The organism is Paenibacillus sp. 37 (genome assembly GCF_008386395.1).
In the GTDB taxonomy this organism is placed as follows: Bacteria; Bacillota; Bacilli; order Paenibacillales; family Paenibacillaceae; genus Paenibacillus; species Paenibacillus amylolyticus_B.
The window spans coordinates 3992958-4010669 of the sequence record NZ_CP043761.1 but is presented as its reverse complement, the minus strand read 5'-3'; the positions used below and the strand labels follow the sequence as shown (position 1 = coordinate 4010669).

Here is a 17712-nt window from a genome sequence, read left to right as displayed (position 1 = left end):
TTGTGGACACACTCTATCGTTTAGGTATAGATATCGGAGGTACTTTCACGGATGCACTGGTGATGGACCATCAGAACAGGGTGATTGCGGCGCTGAAGACGCCATCGATTGCAGCAGCTCCAGAACAGGCGATTTTCAACGTACTTGATCAACTCAAGGCGAATGGCGTGAACATTCGTGAGATTGATCTATTTGTGCATGGAACAACACTTGGCGTCAACACGTTAATCGAACGAAATGGTGCCGTTACAGGCCTGTTGGTCACTAAAGGATTCCGCGATATTCTTGAAATCCGGCGGTTGCGACTTGAGGATACAACCAATCTGTACGGTGACAAGACAGATCCTTTAGTACCGAGACATCGCGTTAAGGAAGTTGATGAACGTGTGATTGCGAGTGGGAGGATACTCCAGCCACTGAATCAAGAACAGCTGTTGCAAGCGGTGCATGAGCTGGTGGAGGATGGCGTTACAGCTTTGGCCATCAGTTTTTTGCATGCTTATGTGAATCCTGCGCATGAACAGCTTGCGGAAGATCTGATCAGGGAACGTTATCCACAACTGTTCATCTGCCGAAGCAGCGCAATCTGGCCACAACAGCGTGAGTTCGAACGAACACTCGCAACGGCGATGAACGCTTATGTAGGTGAACGGATGGGGTCTTACTTCCTGCGTCTGCAAGAAGGGATTCAGGCATATGGCCTCAAAGCCAACTTGCTGTCCACCATGTCCAACGGTGGAATCATGACAGCTGCCAGAGCGGCTAATGAGCCGGTACGCACGCTTCTATCCGGGCCTGCTTCCGGCGTAATCGCCGCGACCCATATCGCTGAACGAGCTGGGATTCATCAGGTCATCACATTTGACATGGGCGGGACAAGCGTTGACGTTGCTCTCATTGACAAAGAACCAACCTATTCATCCGAGAACAAGGTTGGTGATTTTCCTGTCATTATTCCTGCTGTTGATGTAACGGCTATAGGAGCAGGTGGTGGTTCAATTGCCTGGCTTGATTCCGTAGGCGTACTCAAGGTTGGACCACGTAGCGCAGGAGCCAACCCGGGTCCGGCCTGCTATCAGCGCGGGGGAGAAGAGCCGACAACCACAGATGCCTATCTACAGCTCGGTATCTTGCATGCTGATCGTTTCCTTGGTGGACAAATGCGTCTGTATCCCGAACTTGCAGAGCGTGCTCTATCCAATCTGGGAGAGAAGCTTGGACTGAATGCTGAACATACCGCACAAGCCATTCTCGATGTGGCAACCGCCAATATGTATGCCCAGTTTTCTCCCCTAATGGCTCGCAAGGGTGTTGATCCCCGCGATTTTACGTTGCTCGCATATGGTGGAGCTGGCCCGATGCATGCTTTTCTGATGGCACGTGAGGTAGGCATTGGCAGAGTGCTGATCCCGCCATCTCCGGGAACGCTGTGTGCCATGGGCTGCACGGTTGCCAATCTTCGCAATGATTTCGTTTATACGTTACATAAAAGCACCCAGACTTTGGTGTCTGGCGAATTAGGTTCTCTTTTCGCTGAACTGGAAAACCAGGGACGTAGCTGGATCGATGAGGAAGCGCGAGGCGGTGTCAAGCTGGACAATATCTATTGCCTATACAGTGCGGATATGCGCTATGAAGGACAAGCATTTGATCTTGAGGTCACGCTGACATTGGAAGAAATTGAAGACCCTAAAAAGGCAGGAATGAAATTCCATTCATCTTACCAAAACGTGTTTGGCATTAGTCAGCCAGAGGCAGAGGTTATGTTTGTAAGTCTCAGAGCGACCATTGTTGGTGTTTTGCCTACTCATAACACGGTAGTTCCAGTAAATTTGCCATTCGATGAGAGTGAGGCGGAAGAACGGATCTTTACCTTTGACCATGTACAGCAGACAGCCAGGGTACTGAAAAGGGGACAGATTCCATCGGTGGTTGCTCCCATCCCCGGGCCTATTATTGTGGAGGAATATGATACAACGATCTTTATCCCGCCTGGATTTAAGGTATACCGGGATGCTCACGGGAACGTGATTGGGGAGGTGGAAGCATGATCGGTGACAAGGTCTTTCTTGAGATTTTTAACAACCGGATTCAAGCCGCCGTGGAAGAAATGGCGAATGTCGTTCTGCGCACAGGATTCACCGCTTTTGTCAAAGAAACGGGCGATTTTGGAACCTACCTCTTATCTCCATCCGGAGAAACGTTCGGCTCGCCGCTGGAGACAGGCTACAATCTGTCCCTGGGCATTCCTGCTGCTGCGACCATTAACAGTATAGAAGACTGGAAGGAAGGGGATCTCGTCATATGTAATGATCCTTATTCCACCAAAGGCATGGTCACACACCTTCCAGACATTCATCTCATCAAGCCTTATTTTCACGAAGGGCGAATTATTGCATATGGCATGTGCTTTGTTCATTCTTCTGACGTGGGTGGTAAGGTACCGGGGAGTGTATCTCCCAGCGCCTACGATATTCATATGGAAGGCATTCGGATTGCACCAGTCAAGCTATATGAAGCTGGTGTTCTGAACGAGCAGATCCTGCGCATGTTTCTGGACAACAGCCGAATTCCGGAACAAAATCTTGGTGATCTCAAAGCGCTTATGGCTGCCTTAAATCGGGGAGAGCAGCGGCTTCAGGAACTTATTGCACGTTATGGCGTGGAAAAAATTCAGCAGGGTATCGAACATTTGTTGAAGTACGCCGAGCTGAAGGCCCGTGCCATCGTGCAGGATATTCCGGATGGTTCCTATGACTTCTGGGACTACCTGGAGAAGGGGTCCGGAGGATATCCCATCCGGTTGCGATGCAAAATGACGATCGCGGGCAGTGACATTCATCTGGACTTTAGCGGCACCGATCCTCAGGTCAGGGCTTCATTCAATATTCCTACCCACAATCAACAGGGACATTACATGCTGGTACCCGCACTCATTCGTTACTTCCGTACACTCGATCCGACCATTCCGTGGAATTCGGGCATGATTCGCATGGTGCGAAATAACGCACCGCCTGCTTCTGTACTCAACCCTGAGCCGATGGCAGCTGTTGGGGCACGTGCCGCGACCTTTATTCGGCTGATGGACGTAATCACGGGAGCCCTGGGGAAAGCTCAGGGCAATATGGTCCCCGCGGCAGGAGCTGGACAAGCCTGCATTGTCATGATGGCGATGACAGATGCATCCGATGGCAAGAAAAAGGTGGGCGTAATTCAGCCGATCTGCGGAGGTTCCGGAGCTAGGCCGATGAAAGACGGGATTGACGGCATGGATTTTGCGGTCGGTCATCTACGGAATATTCCTGCGGAAACGGTTGAATCCGAGATGCCTGTGTTAATCGAGCATTATGGTCTTCGTGCTGACTCGGCAGGTGCAGGAACCTTCCGGGGTGGAAGCGGGATTGACCTGTGTGTCAGAATTCTAACACCGGATACTGTGATGACGGCCAGAAACATGGAGCGTATGGAGTTTCAGCCGTGGGGCAGGCTCGGTGGCGGCGTAGGTTCACATGGAGAAGCGATTTTAAATGCTGGGCGTGCAAGTGAGCATCATCTGGGAAGAATTGATGAGCTGTTACTTCAGCCTGGAGAAACGGTTACGTTCCTTTCGCAAGGCGGAGGCGGATATGGCGATCCGTATGAACGTGATTCTCGTCTGGTTCTGGAAGATGTAAGAAGAGGGCTGGTATCCACGGATAAAGCTCTTGAGTTATACGGTGTTGTGATTGACGGCTTGGAGCTAAACGAGAGCGATACTGAACAAATGAGAGCGAAGCGAGTGCGTCAGCAGGAGGAGTTCGCCTATGGCAAGGCGCGGGAACAATTTGAAGACATATGGAGCGATGAGATGCAGGTAACGCTGAATCAGGCATTGCTGAATGCTCCGCTTGCACTGAGAGACTACCTGAAACGTCAGACCATGGGCATTGTAGAGGAGAAACGTAAGGAATCCCTAACAGTAGATCCACGGGAGATCTCAGACATTATGGAAGGGATACGCCAGCAAATAGGGTTGAATTGATCAAGTGTATGGAGGATATCTAGTTCCGTCTTATCGATAAAACCGTAAAACCAACTACATGGATGGGGGAAAATGCATGTTTAAATCAAACAAAAAACGCTTTCTCAGCCTCGCCTCACTGACACTGGCCAGTACATTGGTGCTTTCCGCTTGTGGTGGAGCCGGTAACTCAAGTAATACTGCCGGAGAGAGTGATTCTTCAGGAGCAGGCGCAGACAAAGTTAAGCTGACGATGTTTATCTGGGCCGGTTCCAATCAGGATGTTGTTCCTAAAGAAGTGGTTGCCGAGTATGTGAAAGAACATCCCAACGTTGAAGTCACTTTTGAGGAGTCCTCCAATTCGGTAATGTATCCAAAGATGGTGGCAGGCAAGCAGGCTGATGCCAACAATCCGGTCGTCAACTTCGGTTATTTCAATGCAGATGCGACGGCTAAAGGTTTGAACGATGACATGTGGGAGCCATTAGATACAAGCATCGTAACCAATATCAAGGATATCCCGGAGTCCTTCCACAAGCCAGACAATAAAGGTGTGGTCTGGGGCGTTTCGAGCTTCGCCCTGGTATATAACAAAGACCTGGTAAAAACGCCGCCTACCAGCTGGAACGATCTGTGGGATAACGAGGAGTTCAAAGGAAAAACTGCGCTCTGGGATTACATGTTCTATTCCTATATCTCCCCGCTTATTGCTACCAAAGGTCAAGAAATTGGCGCATCCTATGAAAATCCCGAGCCAGCCTTCCAGTTCTGGGCAGATCGCAGTGACCAGATTGGCACATTGGTTTCATCCAATGATCAGCTGAAAGCGCTGCTGGAGTCAGGTGATGCACTCATTGCCCCATTCAGTGCACAGGTTGCACAGACATGGATTGATGGAGGTTCTCCACTGGCCGTAGCATATCCAAGCGAAGGTGCCATCTCCTTCCCGTACACACTTCAGGTCGTGAAGGGCTCAACACCTGAGCAGGCACGTGTTGCAAACGAAATCATTAACGAATTGTTGAGCGCAGAGGCGCTGTCACAATACGCAGAGGCGACGGGTACGCCGGTAACCAGTACGACAGCTGCAGTTCCAGACAAGTACAAGGATGATCCTTCATTCTCCGTTGAAACGCAAAGTAGCGGCATTAATCCAGACTGGGATGTGCTCGCACAGAACAGCTCTTCCTGGAAGGAACTATGGGATCGACTCGTGAAAATAAAGCTTCAATAAAAGGATTGTTGCCAGGCACAAAACGATTCCGGGTTCTGTTCTGAACCCGGAATCGATGGGAGGGAATCAGAGATGAGCAGCGGACAAGAGACCATATCCATTGAAACAAGGGAAGTCACGAAGAGTTATGGTGAGCGAGCGGCCGTTGATCAAGTAACATTCCAAGTGAAAAAGGGAGAATTCGTTTCCTTGCTTGGTCCGAGTGGCTGTGGCAAAACCACATTGCTTCGAATGCTTGGCGGACTTGAGCAACCGGATCAGGGCAACATTATGCTGGGAGGTCGGGATGTTACCGGCATTCCGGCTTATGGACGTAATAGCAATATGATTTTTCAGCAGCTTGCGTTGTTCCCTCATATGGATGTATTCAACAACATTGCCTATGGACTAAAGGTGAAGAAGCTACCAAAAGCCGATATCCAACGGCAGGTAGGTGAAATACTTGATCTGGTCCAACTCGGAGACTATGGCAGGCGTGCTGTATCCGAGCTGTCCGGGGGGCAGGCCCAACGCGTCGCCATTGCTCGCGCACTGATCAACAGGCCCGAAGTGCTGCTGCTTGATGAACCTCTCTCGGCATTGGACATGCAGCTGCGTCTAGATATGCAGCGTGAACTGAAACGCATCCAGCGTGAGTTCGGCGGAACGTTTATCTTTGTAACGCATGATCAGAGCGAAGCCATGAACATGTCTGACCGAATTGGCGTCATGCGCGCCGGAAAGCTGCTACAATACGCAACCCCTGATGAAATCTATGAAAGACCGGCCGATAGTTTCGTAGCCAAGTTCATTGGAGACACCAACCTCTTTGAGACGAAAGTGTTAGGAGATGATATCAATGGAATTCGGGTAGAATGTTTTGGCAATTCATTGCTGGTGAAAGTCAGTGATGGCAATGCCGTACCAAAAGTGGGAGCACGACATTCCTTATCGATCCGCAATGAGTATATTCGACTTGGAGAAGATGCAACTCATTGCCTAAACAAGCTGGATGGACACGTGATTGAAGCGGTCTATGGCGGAGCAAATATTCGATACAGTGTGCAGATTGCTGAAGGTTTTCTAGTTCAGGCCAGTGTGCTGCATCAGCGGGGAGCTTCACGTTATAGTCCAGGTGAGCCAATACTAATTGGCTTTTACCCAGAGGACGCACTCTTGTTGTCCGAACCCATTGATGACCGTGTACAGGGGGCAAGAATATGAACCGGATCGCGGAACAGATCGTGAATCTGTATTCCTTTGGAAACCGCCCATGGGTAACCCGGTTGCTGCTTCTGTTGCCAGCGCTTGCTCTGATGGGCATCGTTTATCTGGGCGGATTGCTGATCTTTGGCAGATATAGCTTTGATATGTATGAGAATGGAAAGCTTATTCGGGGCTGGGATTTAGGCGCTTATCGTGCTTTTCTGTCCGACCCTTATTACTGGAAGCTGATTGGGACAACGTTTCGCATTGCCTTCAAGGTTACGCTATGGAGTCTTCTGCTTGCATATCCGCTGGCCTATTGCATAGCCGGTCTAAAGAAGCCTGGCATGAAGCAAATGTTGCTGCTGCTCACGTTCCTACCGCTACTGGTCAGTGCGGTTGTACGTTCTTATGGATGGCAGCTGTTGCTGTCCAAACAGGGTTTCATGAACTGGCTGTTCATCCGTCTAGGGCTAACCGAGGAAGGATTCAGCATGATATATAACGAGACAGGTGTTGTCGTGGCCCTTGTCCATATTTTCCTGCCATTTATGGTCTTCCCGATTCTGAATGTGTTGTCCCAAAGTGACGCTTCTCTAAAGGCAGCTGCTCAGGATCTGGGGGCGGGCAGCTGGAGAACATTCCTGACCATTACCCTGCCTTTATCGGCAAGAGGTATAGCAAGCGGGGTACAGATTGTGTTCACGTTATGCCTCACCGCGTTCACCACACCTCAACTGATCGGTGGGGGAAGAGTCATGACACTTCCGGTGTTTATATACCAGCGAACCTTGGACACGAACTGGCCGATGGCTGCGGTTGCTAGCCTGTTCTTACTTGTGTCTTCCATTGTTGTCTCGTTACTTGTGAATAAAGGAGCAGAAATGTTGATGTTCCGTCGTTCCCGTAAGGGAGGTCAGGCATATGGTTAAGTCGAACAGGGGCACCAAGCTGATGCTCTATATCTTTGTGGGTGCCGTAGCGATTTATTTGCTGTTGCCACTGCTGATGATTATGTTGACATCTGTAGGCTCAGGTTCAGCCAGCAAATTTCCGCCAGAAGGTCTCACCTTGAAATGGTACGCCAATTTGAGTGAGCAGACCCAGTTTCTCGATGCATTCAAGAACAGTCTCATTGCTTCGACAGGGGCGGTTCTGCTGGCTTTGATTACAGGTACACTTTCAGCGCTAGCAATCGTGCAATACCCTTTCCCGGGCTCGGGTATCTTAAGGGCATTTTTTGTGTCTCCGATGGTTATGCCAAAGATTACACTGGGTATCGCCTACCTGATTTTATTCTCAAAAATGCATATTGCCGGCGGACTGTTTGCGCTTATTTTGGGTGAAGCGGTCATTGTGCTTCCATTTGTGCTCACTATTGTGGGCAGTGCGTTAGCTAATCTGCACCCGGCTCATCGTGAAGCTGCCGCGGACCTTGGCGCAGGGCCGATGCGCATTTTTTTCACAATTACGCTGCCACAGCTCCGACTATCCCTGCTTCTGTCAGGGTCAATCGCTTTTGTCTTCACTTTCGATCAGGTTGAGGCTGCACTGCTGTTGCTCCGTCAGGATAGCTACACGTTGCCAATACAGCTATTCCTGTATATGGAGAAATGGCAGGACCCAACAATTGCTGTTGTGTCTGTCGTTCTGATCGCGTTTGCGCTGGCTCTGTTTATGACGATTAAACTAGTGCTGCGCTCTGTACCAGGACTTGAAAGTTTGTTTGGTCGCAGGAAAACAAAAGGAGGTCTGGATCAAAATGAATAATTCACAGCATCTATCCCATAGCTCAGGTCTGAATCGGGATCGGGCGGAAGAAGTGATGAAAGCGCAGGGACTAAGTGCCCTGATCGCAACTACTCCGGAGAACATACACTATGTCATCGGGTCCCAACTGCGTGCAAGCAACTGGACCATGCAGATTTATGCGGTTCTGCCTGCCGACAGATCTGCTAAGCCGTGTATCATCATTCCAACGAATCGGTTGGGCGTTGTAGCCCAGTTTGGTATCACGGGGGTGGATATATTTGCCTATAGTGATTTCTTCGTAGAAGGTTCGATCGAAGGCAAACCTTCCACTGACGACATTGATCTCTTTCATTCTCTCCTGCAGACGACGGTTATTCATCCAGGTCCTGTTGAAGCACTTAAATCTGCATTAAATCAGCTTGAGATCGAAGATCAGCCGATTGGAATCGATGAGATGCGGATTGCTCCCGATATTCTGACGAGAATCAAGGAGGAGGCTCCTGACAGACCGGTAATTCCCGCATATAAGTTGTTCCGAGAAATCCGTCTGGTCAAGACACCTTTTGAAATCGAGCAACTGCGTCAGGCTGCCCAATTAAATGAACGGATTGAGCAGGAACTCATTGACCTGATTGCCGCAGGTGTTCATGAGAAGCAACTTGCCGATCATTATCGTCTGGCTGTGATGCAAGCAGGTGGAACTCCGGCAATGACAGCGGTAGGGGCAGGGCCACGCAGTGCGTTGCCACTCATTGAAAATTATTTTCATACGATTGAGGTTGGAGATCAGGTCCGTTTCGACCTCTGCCTGCAGCTGGAAGGATACTGGGGAGATACGGGCCGCACGGTTGTTGCAGGGGAGCCTACCGCCTGGATGAAAAAGCATTTTGATGCAGTCAAAAGTGGATGGGAGACGGCACTTGAAACCGTGCGCCCTGGCGTCAAGGCGTCGGAAGTATTCCATGCGGCAGTATCTCGCGTACAGCGTGAAGGGATTCCACATTACCGACGTCAGCATGTCGGACATGCTATCGGGTTGGAACTGTACGACGATATAACCCTCTCCCCGGTTGACCAGCGGATACTGGAGCCCGGTATGGTGTTATGTGTTGAGGTACCATATTACGAGCTAGGTGCTGGTGGATTCCAAATCGAGGATACAATAGTCGTAACGCCAGATGGTTATGAGTTTCTGACCCATATGGAGCGGAAACTGTTCACCAAATAACGATAAATGGGAGGCTTCACTGACCGGCGATCAGGCCACAGTCGATCCAAGAAGCTTTCTTACTGAGAAAGTTGGAACATCCATGATTCAGCAGGGAACGAAGACGTTTCGTAACATTAGCCTTGCACTGTTCGCTGGAGGTTTTGTCACTTTTGCTTTGCTCTACAGCCTCCAGCCCCTGATGCCTGAGATTAGCGACGCATTCTCCATTACGCCGGCACACGCCAGTCTTACGTTATCGGTTACAACGATCGCCATGGCACTGACGATGCTGTTCATCGGGTCCTTGTCTGATTCTGTGGGCCGACGCTTTATTATGACAACGGCACTGGTGATATCTTCTGTTATTGCTTTGCTGAGCGCATTCAGCCCGGGTTATACGGAGCTTCTTCTGCTTCGTATTCTCCAGGGTGTGGCACTCGCGGGGTTGCCAGCGATAGCCATGACATATCTGTCAGAAGAAATTGAGCCTAGAAGTCTTGGTTATGCTATGGGCCTATATATCAGCGGCAATTCAATAGGTGGCATGGCCGGCCGTTTCATCAGCGGTGTGGTGACAGATTGGTTCAGTTGGCGCGCTGCTGTGGGTTTCATTGGTATTCTTGGACTGTGTGCAGCCGTTATTTTTTGGTTTGTCATTCCGCCATCCCGTCATTTTGTCAAAGCTGCACCTGGATTCAAAAATCCAATACCTCTTTTGTGGTCACAATGTGGCAATCCAAGGCTGTTATGCCTGTATGGACTCGGTTTTCTCCTGATGGGGGGATTCGTGACCCTGTTCAACTATATCGGTTTTGAATTAACGGGTGAACCCTATCATCTTAGCCAGTCTATCGTTGGAAGTCTTTTTGTGGTATATCTGATGGGCACGGTAAGCAGCACCTGGATGGGCCGACTGGCAGATCGTTACGGCAGATCACATGTGCTTGGAATCGCGCTGGGAATTATTCTGGCGGGTGCAGTCTGTACCGTTCATCCAGCGCTTTGGGTCAAGATTATCGGACTCGCTCTGTTTGCCTTTGGTTTCTTTGGTGGCCATTCGATCGCAAGCAGTTGGGTTGGACTCGTGGCCAATCAGCACAAATCCCAGGCCAATGCGTTGTATTTATTTTTCTACTATCTTGGTTCAAGCGTAAGTGGAACAGGAGGCGGACTGCTTTACAGTCATCTTGGATGGATAGGCATTGTGGGTTTGATTGGTGTGTATGTTTTGATCGGTTTTGTCTTGTGTAATTTGCTTGTTCACAGGTTAAAGGGACAGGTTACATAAAGCAACTTTTTACGACAGCTATTGCATATCCTGAAATACCGAGTATAATACTTGGTAAATGGACGAAAAGGGGATGCAATAAACGATGAAAACACATGCTGAATTGAACTCACTTCTTGTTGACGATTATCTGGATCTCCTGAACATTGCGAAACAGCTGGGTGATGACGAATGGAAAGATGCTATTCTGCAAGCATTGAAGGAAGAAGTCGATGCCAATCATCATCTGGATTCCAAAGAGGTAAGACAGGATTTATGGATTCAATTTGAAGGCATTAATGAACAAATGCATGATCTGTTAATGCAACTGAAGCATGCCGACAGTCCTGAGGAGAAAGAGCAGATTATTGAAATGATCTGGGGATTGAAAGTAGACCGTCATGCGATCACACGTAAACTTGAAACCATGAGCCGTGCCAGCGCTGGACATCAATAAGCTCTAGGTTGATTATACATTGAAAACCCGCGTGTTTCCTGGGAATATCTCCGGGACGCACGCGGGTTTTGTTTATGTTTTGATTGTTTTACTACACTTTAAGTGAGTGTTCAAAAAGGTCGGTTTTCAGTACCGAGAAGATGGGATGAAGCTAGAAATGGAGTAGCGGAGCGTAGGGTGCTACGTGAGCAACGGATATTTCGGGTGAATCCCATATTCGATGCTGATGATGCCCTAGGCATAATTCGTAATCAAAAGCGGACTTTTTGAACTACCTTTTTAAAACTGTTTTGCGACAGTGCGTGCTTGCTCTATAGCTTGTTGCTTAATCTCATCTGCACGATCTTTATACTGATTATGCCCCTCTACAAAAATGCCATCAAGCTTCGGCACACCGAGGAATGACATGATAATGCTTAAGTAACGATGACCGGATTCCATCTGAGCCGCTGGGCCTTCGGAATAAATACCACCGCGAGCCTGAATATGCAACGCTTTTTTGTCAGACAACAGTCCAACAGGACCTTGTTCGGTATAACGAAATGTTTTGCCAGCTACGCAGATCGAGTCCACATAAGCCTTCAGAATAGGAGGGAACGAGAAGTTCCACATCGGTGTTACAAAAACATATTTATCTGCTGCGGCAAATTGATCCGACAGTTCATTCAAACGACTTACTTTGGTCTGCTCTTCAGCAGTCAGATCACTGCCCGATTGCAGTTTGCCCCAACCACTAAAGACATCCGCATCGATATGCGGAATATCCGAACGATACAGATCGAGGTGAACAACCTCATCAGAAGGGTGACTTTCACGATACGCATCAATAAACGCTTTGCCTGTAGCCATGCTGAAGGAGGTTTCGTGATCATGAGGATGGGCAGTAATATACAATAAGGTAGACATGTTGTTCTTCCTCTCTGTGCGATTAATGGGGTGAAGCGATCTTGGCAATGATGAAGCGACCGCAGTAGTATGCATCGTTTCCCCTGTTTTATACGTCAGAAAGGGATATGAATGGATTGATCATGATACTGAATTGGATGCTATATAGTGACCAGATACTCAATCCATGTATAATATACAGGACGAGTATTTATTTTCCAAAGACAATAGGATGAGTGAGATGAGCGCACATGGGAATGGACCTGGAGAAGCAACGATTAAGCATTGAAGCAGCGAAATTGTATTATCAGTCCGATTATAGCCAGCAGGATATTGCCGCAAGGTTGGGTGTGTCGCGTCCAACCGTATCAAGGTTACTTCAGTACGCCAAAGATCGTGGATATGTCCGGATTGAAATTATGGACCCGCTGGAGGATATCGACATCATTGCCGGAGAACTTAAGTCAAAATATGATCTGGATACGGCACTTGTGTGTTTTGCCCCGTTGAAGAGTGATGAGGAAATACAGAAGCATATCAGCAAACGAGCAGCGGATTATCTTCAAGAGACGGTTCAGGATGCAGATATTATCGGGGTGACTTGGGGAACAACCATGCATGCTGTAGCACGCCAACTTCGTCCCAAGCAGGTCAAGGGTGTCGAAGTCGTGCAATTGAAGGGGGGCGTAAGCCACTCCCATGTCAATACGTATGCCGCTGAGATTGTTCATTTGTTCGCTGAGGCATTCCATACGGTACCAAGGTATCTGCCGCTGCCTGTTATTTTCGACAACATTGAAGTGAAAAACATGGTGGAAGCGGATCGGCATATAGGTAGAATCGTGGAACTTGGCAGACAGGCCAACATTGCTTTGTTTACTGTGGGTACTGTGAAAGAAGATGCATTATTGTTCAGGCTCGGTTACTTCAATGAAGAAGAGCAACAATTGCTGATGAACTCCGGTGCAGGTGACATTTGTTCACGCTTTTTCGACGCGGAAGGTCAGTTGATTAGTGAAGAGATTAACAGCAGAACCGTTGGAATTGATCTAGCCGAGTTGAGAAATAAGGAAAAATCAATTCTTGTTGCCGGGGGACAACGCAAAATTGAAGCCATTCACGCCGCGCTCAAAGGTCATTACGCAAATATTCTGGTCACGGACCAGTACACAGCGCAGGCATTACTTCGATTTTAATTTCAAATTTAATTTCAATTGGATATGGTTGACAACATCTGCCACACAAAAGGGGCGGATGTTTTGCTTTTTTAGGAAGAAAATATAACGAAGAAAGAAATACAAGTGTAACTGTGAACAAAAGTTCAAGTTGATTTTTACATATGTTCATGTTAGTGTAAGGGTATAGAAAATAACTAGTTCAGATAAGGGAGAGATTCAATTGACTACACCACAATTAGCTAAAATGATCGACCATACGTTGCTTCGTGCGGACGCAACGCAAAGTGAAATGGCCAAGTTAACCGAAGAAGCAAAGCAATATCAGTTTGCTTCCGTATGTGTTAACCCAGGCTGGGTTGCTTATGCTGCTGAGCAGTTGCAGGGTTCTGGCGTAGATATCTGCACCGTTATTGGTTTCCCTCTGGGAGCATCTACATCGGAGACAAAAGCTTTCGAAACGAAAGATGCGATTGCTAAAGGTGCAACTGAAGTCGATATGGTCATCAACATCAGTGCTTTGAAAGATGGCAAAGATGATTTCGTTGAACAAGATATTCGTGCTGTTGTTGAAGCGGCTGCGGGTAAAGCTTTGGTGAAAGTTATTATTGAAACTTGTCTGTTGACGGATGAAGAGAAAGTACGTGCTTGTCAGGCAGCTGTGCGAGCTGGAGCTGATTTTGTTAAAACTTCTACAGGTTTCTCCACAGGTGGAGCAACGCCAGAAGATATCGCTTTGATGCGTCGTACTGTAGGTCCTGATGTTGGCGTTAAAGCTTCCGGTGGCGTACGTAGTCTGGAAGATATGCAAAAAATGATCGAAGCGGGTGCGACTCGTATCGGTGCAAGCTCTGGCGTGAAGATTATGCAGGGCGAACAGTCTTCATCGTCTTATTAAGCAAAAGATCTTATCAAGAAAAAAGCTTAATAAATAAAAGTAATATTATATTCTCTGTACTTGGGCGTTCGACTCAGGTACAGGGAATGCAAATTACACTTAATTCTAATTAACGGAACTTATTGTAAGCGCTTCATAAGTTTTCTGAAAGATTACTGATAAGAATGCTTAAGAGCCCTTTGAGCTGAATTTCCACATCCGGCTTAACTACCTTCAAAGGAGAGATCAAATGAAATTTCTAATTGCCATTATCGGCTTACTCGTTGTTTTTGGACTGGCTTATATCGCAAGCAACGGCAAAAAGAAGATTCGCTACCGGCCGCTGGCCGTAATGGTTGTTTTACAGGTGATCTTGGCGTATGCCTTGCTGAATACAGGGATCGGGACATGGCTGATTGGCGGCTTCGCCACCGTATTTAAAAGTTTGCTTGATTATGCAAATGAAGGGATTGCGTTTGTATTCGGAGATTTGACGAAGGTTGAAGACGCAACTGGCGGTGTTCCATTCTTCCTGAACGTCCTAATGCCGATTGTTGTCATCTCGGCACTCATTGGGATATTGCAGTATATCCGAATCTTGCCTTTTGTTATAAAATATATTGGTCTGGTATTAAGCAAAATCAACGGAATGGGCAAACTGGAATCATATAACGCGGTTGCTTCGGCTGTATTGGGGCAATCTGAAGTGTTCATTTCTGTGAAAAAACAAATTGGGTTGTTGCCAAAACATCGGCTGTACACCTTGTGTGCCTCGGCGATGTCCACGGTCTCGATGTCCATTGTAGGTGCTTATATGACCATGATCGAGCCGAAATATGTGGTTACAGCTCTTGTACTGAACCTGTTTGGCGGTTTTATCATTGCTTCGATCGTTAATCCTTATCGGGTGACGGAAGAAGAAGATATATTGGAAGTGCAGGATGAAGAGAAACAATCGTTCTTCGAAATGCTCGGCGAGTACATCCTGGATGGATTCAAAGTTGCTATCATCGTAGCTGCGATGTTAATCGGTTTTGTTGCCTTGATTGCACTTGTTAACGGAGTTTTCAGCTCGGTGCTTGGCATTTCGTTCCAAGAGCTACTCGGTTATGTGTTTGCACCATTTGCCTTCATCATGGGTGTTCCATGGAAAGAAGCGATTCAGGCAGGAAGTATTATGGCAACCAAAATGGTATCCAACGAATTCGTCGCTATGCTTAATCTGAAGGAGACTGCAATGTCTGCCAGAACAACGGGTATCGTATCCGTCTTCCTCGTGTCGTTCGCCAACTTCTCCTCCATCGGTATCATTGCAGGTGCGGTGAAGGGACTCCATGAGAAGCAAGGTAATGTGGTCGCCCGCTTCGGTCTGAAGCTGCTTTACGGTGCATCGCTCGTCAGCGTGCTGTCAGCGATTATTACTGGACTGTTCTTGTAAGCTGGATTATTTGGAAGGAGTGCTTAAAGTTATGTCAACTTTTAAAAGAGTACATCTGATTGTTATGGATTCTGTAGGGATCGGCGAAGCGCCGGATGCAGCAGAATTTGATGATTTTGATGTAGATACCTTCGGTCACATTGCACGTGAACGCGGAGGTCTGAAAATGCCTCACATGGCCAGTCTCGGACTGTCCAACATCAAAGAAATTGAGGGTGTCCCTGTAGCGGATACACCTAAAGCGTATTACACCAAGATGCAGGAAGCATCTAGAGGCAAAGACACCATGACAGGTCACTGGGAGCTGATGGGTCTTTACATTGATACACCTTTCCGTGTGTTCGAGAATGGTTTCCCCGATGAGTTGATTCAGCGCATTGAAGAGAAAACGGGCCGGAAGGTCATTGGTAACAAACCGGCCAGCGGCACGGAAATTCTGGATGAGCTGGGTGCGGAGCATGTTGAAACTGGCGCGCTCATCGTATATACATCCGCGGATTCGGTTCTGCAAATTGCAGCACATGAGGATGTTGTACCATTGAAAGAACTGTATGAGATCTGTGAGTTCTGCCGTGAAATTACACTTGAAGATCCGTACATGCTCGGCCGCATTATTGCACGTCCATTCGTAGGTGAGAACGGTGACTGGAAACGTACTGCGAATCGTCATGACTATGCACTTAAACCTTTTGGTCGTACGGTTATGAATGAACTGCAAGATGGCGGATTTGATGTGATTGCCCTAGGTAAAATCGCGGACATCTACGATGGTGAAGGTGTGACCAAAGCTGTTCGTACCGTCTCTAACATGGACGGCATGGACAAGTTGTCCCAAACGATGGATGAAGAGTTCACTGGACTCAGCTTCCTGAACCTGGTTGATTTCGATGCCCTGTACGGTCACCGTCGTGATCCGCAAGGTTATGCTCAGGCGCTTGAAGACTATGATGCAAGGCTGCCAGAGATTTTTGCCAAAATGACCAACGATGACCTGCTGCTGATTACAGCTGACCATGGTAACGATCCAACTTACCGTGGTACAGACCATACACGTGAATATGTACCGCTGCTTGCCTACTCTCCGCGCTTCAGCGAGGGCAAACAGCTTGATCTGCGCAGCACATTTGCTGACCTTGGCGCAACTGTAGCCGAGAACTTTGGAGTGAAAATGCCGGAATACGGCACCAGCTTCCTTAAAGATTTGAAATAGGTTTTAAAACTGGATAGGGGATGTCGGAGTAGTTGAGGCTGCTCCGGTTCCTGCCATCATAATAGACTAAATATATAACTGGAGGAGATTCATTCATGAGTACACATATTGGAGCAAAACCCGGAGATATCGCAGAAACAATCCTATTGCCAGGAGATCCTCTGCGTGCGAAATATATTGCAGATACGTACCTTGAAGATGTTGTATGTTACAACGAGGTTCGTGGAATGCTCGGTTACACAGGTACATATCAAGGCCACCGGATTTCGGTGCAAGGTTCAGGGATGGGCATTCCGTCTTTTGCAATCTATGCTAACGAATTGATTAGCGAATATGGCGTGAAAAACCTGATTCGTGTAGGGACTTGTGGCGGTATGCAGGAGCATGTACGTGTACGTGACGTCATCCTTGCACAAGCAGCATGTACCGATTCCAGCATGAACAAACATGTATTTGGTGGATATGACTTCTCCCCAATCGCTACGTTTTCTCTGCTGAAAGAAGCATATGACCGTGCAACAGCTAAAGGCATGAAGATTCATGTCGGTAACGTGTTCAGTTCCGATTCTTTCTACCGCGATGATCGTTCCATCACTGAGAAATTGATGAAGCACGGCGTACTCGGCGTAGAGATGGAAACAACAGCACTGTACACCATCGCTGCCAAGTTTGGTGTTAACGCACTGACCATCCTGACGGTAAGTGACCACTTGCTGACAGGGGAAGAAACATCTGCCGAAGAGCGTCAAAAAACGTTCAACGACATGATGATCGTTGCTTTGGACACAGCAATCACACTGTAATTGTTATTCATAATCAATTGATGTGGATCGAAACTTTTGTTTTAAGCACGTAGTGAAGGACCCGGAATCGATTCTGAAGAAGCAAAGCGTTCGCCTTTGTCTCCGAGTTTTCTCCATTGCAAATGGAATCAAAAAAACTTGGAGACAACAGCGATCGAAGGAACGATCCGGAGCCGGAACGGACAAACAACAAAGTGTTCTATACAATCAATACACACA

At 47.8% G+C, this 17712-nt stretch carries 15 protein-coding genes; 14 read left to right on the top strand and 1 reads right to left on the bottom strand.

What is annotated here, in order from left to right; all coding sequences use genetic code 11:
* The first annotated feature begins 2 nt into the window (after positions 1 to 2).
* From F0220_RS17120 to F0220_RS17080, 9 genes are all read left to right on the top strand, one after another.
* A complete protein-coding gene (locus tag F0220_RS17120; RefSeq protein WP_105599050.1) occupies positions 3 to 2051 on the top strand; it encodes a hydantoinase/oxoprolinase family protein in 2049 nt (682 codons plus the stop codon).
* A complete protein-coding gene (locus tag F0220_RS17115) occupies positions 2048 to 4021 on the top strand; it encodes a hydantoinase B/oxoprolinase family protein (RefSeq protein ID WP_105599049.1) in 1974 nt (657 codons plus the stop codon). The genes F0220_RS17120 and F0220_RS17115 overlap by 4 nt, the downstream gene beginning before the upstream one ends.
* Before the next feature lie 76 nt (positions 4022 to 4097).
* Complete coding sequence (locus F0220_RS17110) at positions 4098 to 5234, top strand: ABC transporter substrate-binding protein (RefSeq protein WP_105599048.1); 1137 nt, start codon at positions 4098 to 4100, stop codon at positions 5232 to 5234.
* A gap of 72 nt (positions 5235 to 5306) precedes the next feature.
* Positions 5307 to 6437 (top strand): ABC transporter ATP-binding protein, encoded by a 1131-nt coding sequence (locus F0220_RS17105; RefSeq protein ID WP_091019478.1) that lies wholly within the window; start codon positions 5307 to 5309, stop codon positions 6435 to 6437.
* Complete coding sequence (locus F0220_RS17100; RefSeq protein WP_105599047.1) at positions 6434 to 7351, top strand: ABC transporter permease; 918 nt, start codon at positions 6434 to 6436, stop codon at positions 7349 to 7351. Before F0220_RS17105 ends, F0220_RS17100 begins: the two co-directional genes overlap by 4 nt.
* Positions 7344 to 8189, top strand: coding sequence for an ABC transporter permease (locus F0220_RS17095; protein ID WP_105599046.1), 846 nt, complete (start codon positions 7344 to 7346; stop codon positions 8187 to 8189). Before F0220_RS17100 ends, F0220_RS17095 begins: the two co-directional genes overlap by 8 nt.
* Complete coding sequence (locus tag F0220_RS17090) at positions 8182 to 9399, top strand: M24 family metallopeptidase (RefSeq protein WP_105599045.1); 1218 nt, start codon at positions 8182 to 8184, stop codon at positions 9397 to 9399. Before F0220_RS17095 ends, F0220_RS17090 begins: the two co-directional genes overlap by 8 nt.
* Before the next feature lie 82 nt (positions 9400 to 9481).
* Positions 9482 to 10669, top strand: a complete 1188-nt coding sequence (locus tag F0220_RS17085) for an MFS transporter (protein WP_091019472.1) — start codon at positions 9482 to 9484, stop codon at positions 10667 to 10669.
* An 85-nt stretch (positions 10670 to 10754) separates the two neighbouring features.
* Complete coding sequence (locus tag F0220_RS17080) at positions 10755 to 11105, top strand: hypothetical protein (protein WP_036613800.1); 351 nt, start codon at positions 10755 to 10757, stop codon at positions 11103 to 11105.
* Positions 11106 to 11384: 279 nt separating this feature from the next.
* Here the strand turns inward: F0220_RS17080 and F0220_RS17075 are convergent, their stop codons facing one another.
* Positions 11385 to 12011 (bottom strand): FMN-dependent NADH-azoreductase, encoded by a 627-nt coding sequence (locus F0220_RS17075; RefSeq protein WP_091019470.1) that lies wholly within the window; start codon positions 12009 to 12011, stop codon positions 11385 to 11387.
* A gap of 236 nt (positions 12012 to 12247) precedes the next feature.
* Here F0220_RS17075 and F0220_RS17070 point away from each other — a divergent pair, with 236 nt between their 5' ends.
* The 5 genes from F0220_RS17070 (at position 12248) to deoD (ending at position 17493) form a co-directional block, all read left to right on the top strand.
* Positions 12248 to 13186 carry a DNA-binding transcriptional repressor DeoR gene (locus tag F0220_RS17070; RefSeq protein WP_062836066.1) on the top strand — a complete coding sequence of 313 codons (939 nt, stop codon included), beginning with the start codon at positions 12248 to 12250 and terminating at the stop codon, positions 13184 to 13186.
* A 226-nt stretch (positions 13187 to 13412) separates the two neighbouring features.
* The gene (gene deoC, locus F0220_RS17065; RefSeq protein ID WP_076250397.1) at positions 13413 to 14063 is read left to right on the top strand and encodes a deoxyribose-phosphate aldolase; all 651 of its coding nucleotides are present in this window, start codon (positions 13413 to 13415) and stop codon (positions 14061 to 14063) included.
* 229 nt (positions 14064 to 14292) lie between these two features.
* A complete protein-coding gene (locus F0220_RS17060; RefSeq protein ID WP_091019468.1) occupies positions 14293 to 15480 on the top strand; it encodes a NupC/NupG family nucleoside CNT transporter in 1188 nt (395 codons plus the stop codon).
* 31 nt (positions 15481 to 15511) lie between these two features.
* The gene (gene deoB / locus F0220_RS17055; protein WP_091019466.1) at positions 15512 to 16690 is read left to right on the top strand and encodes a phosphopentomutase; all 1179 of its coding nucleotides are present in this window, start codon (positions 15512 to 15514) and stop codon (positions 16688 to 16690) included.
* Between the two features lie 95 nt (positions 16691 to 16785).
* Complete coding sequence (deoD, locus tag F0220_RS17050) at positions 16786 to 17493, top strand: purine-nucleoside phosphorylase (RefSeq protein WP_149846707.1); 708 nt, start codon at positions 16786 to 16788, stop codon at positions 17491 to 17493.
* Positions 17494 to 17712 lie beyond the last annotated feature (219 nt).

What these genes read in the sequence shown, in the direction of transcription:
- F0220_RS17075 (WP_091019470.1), bottom strand. Translation starts at nt 12,011, where the DNA reads ATGTCTACCTTATTGTATATTACTGCCCATCCTCATGATCACGAAACC.
- deoC (WP_076250397.1), top strand. Translation starts at nt 13,413, where the DNA reads ATGATCGACCATACGTTGCTTCGTGCGGACGCAACGCAAAGTGAAATG.
- F0220_RS17070 (WP_062836066.1), top strand. Translation starts at nt 12,248, where the DNA reads ATGGACCTGGAGAAGCAACGATTAAGCATTGAAGCAGCGAAATTGTAT.
- F0220_RS17105 (WP_091019478.1), top strand. Translation starts at nt 5,307, where the DNA reads ATGAGCAGCGGACAAGAGACCATATCCATTGAAACAAGGGAAGTCACG.
- deoB (WP_091019466.1), top strand. Translation starts at nt 15,512, where the DNA reads ATGTCAACTTTTAAAAGAGTACATCTGATTGTTATGGATTCTGTAGGG.
- F0220_RS17100 (WP_105599047.1), top strand. Translation starts at nt 6,434, where the DNA reads ATGAACCGGATCGCGGAACAGATCGTGAATCTGTATTCCTTTGGAAAC.
- F0220_RS17115 (WP_105599049.1), top strand. Translation starts at nt 2,048, where the DNA reads ATGATCGGTGACAAGGTCTTTCTTGAGATTTTTAACAACCGGATTCAA.
- F0220_RS17090 (WP_105599045.1), top strand. Translation starts at nt 8,182, where the DNA reads ATGAATAATTCACAGCATCTATCCCATAGCTCAGGTCTGAATCGGGAT.
- F0220_RS17080 (WP_036613800.1), top strand. Translation starts at nt 10,755, where the DNA reads ATGAAAACACATGCTGAATTGAACTCACTTCTTGTTGACGATTATCTG.
- deoD (WP_149846707.1), top strand. Translation starts at nt 16,786, where the DNA reads ATGAGTACACATATTGGAGCAAAACCCGGAGATATCGCAGAAACAATC.
- F0220_RS17060 (WP_091019468.1), top strand. Translation starts at nt 14,293, where the DNA reads ATGAAATTTCTAATTGCCATTATCGGCTTACTCGTTGTTTTTGGACTG.
- F0220_RS17110 (WP_105599048.1), top strand. Translation starts at nt 4,098, where the DNA reads ATGTTTAAATCAAACAAAAAACGCTTTCTCAGCCTCGCCTCACTGACA.
- F0220_RS17085 (WP_091019472.1), top strand. Translation starts at nt 9,482, where the DNA reads ATGATTCAGCAGGGAACGAAGACGTTTCGTAACATTAGCCTTGCACTG.
- F0220_RS17095 (WP_105599046.1), top strand. Translation starts at nt 7,344, where the DNA reads ATGGTTAAGTCGAACAGGGGCACCAAGCTGATGCTCTATATCTTTGTG.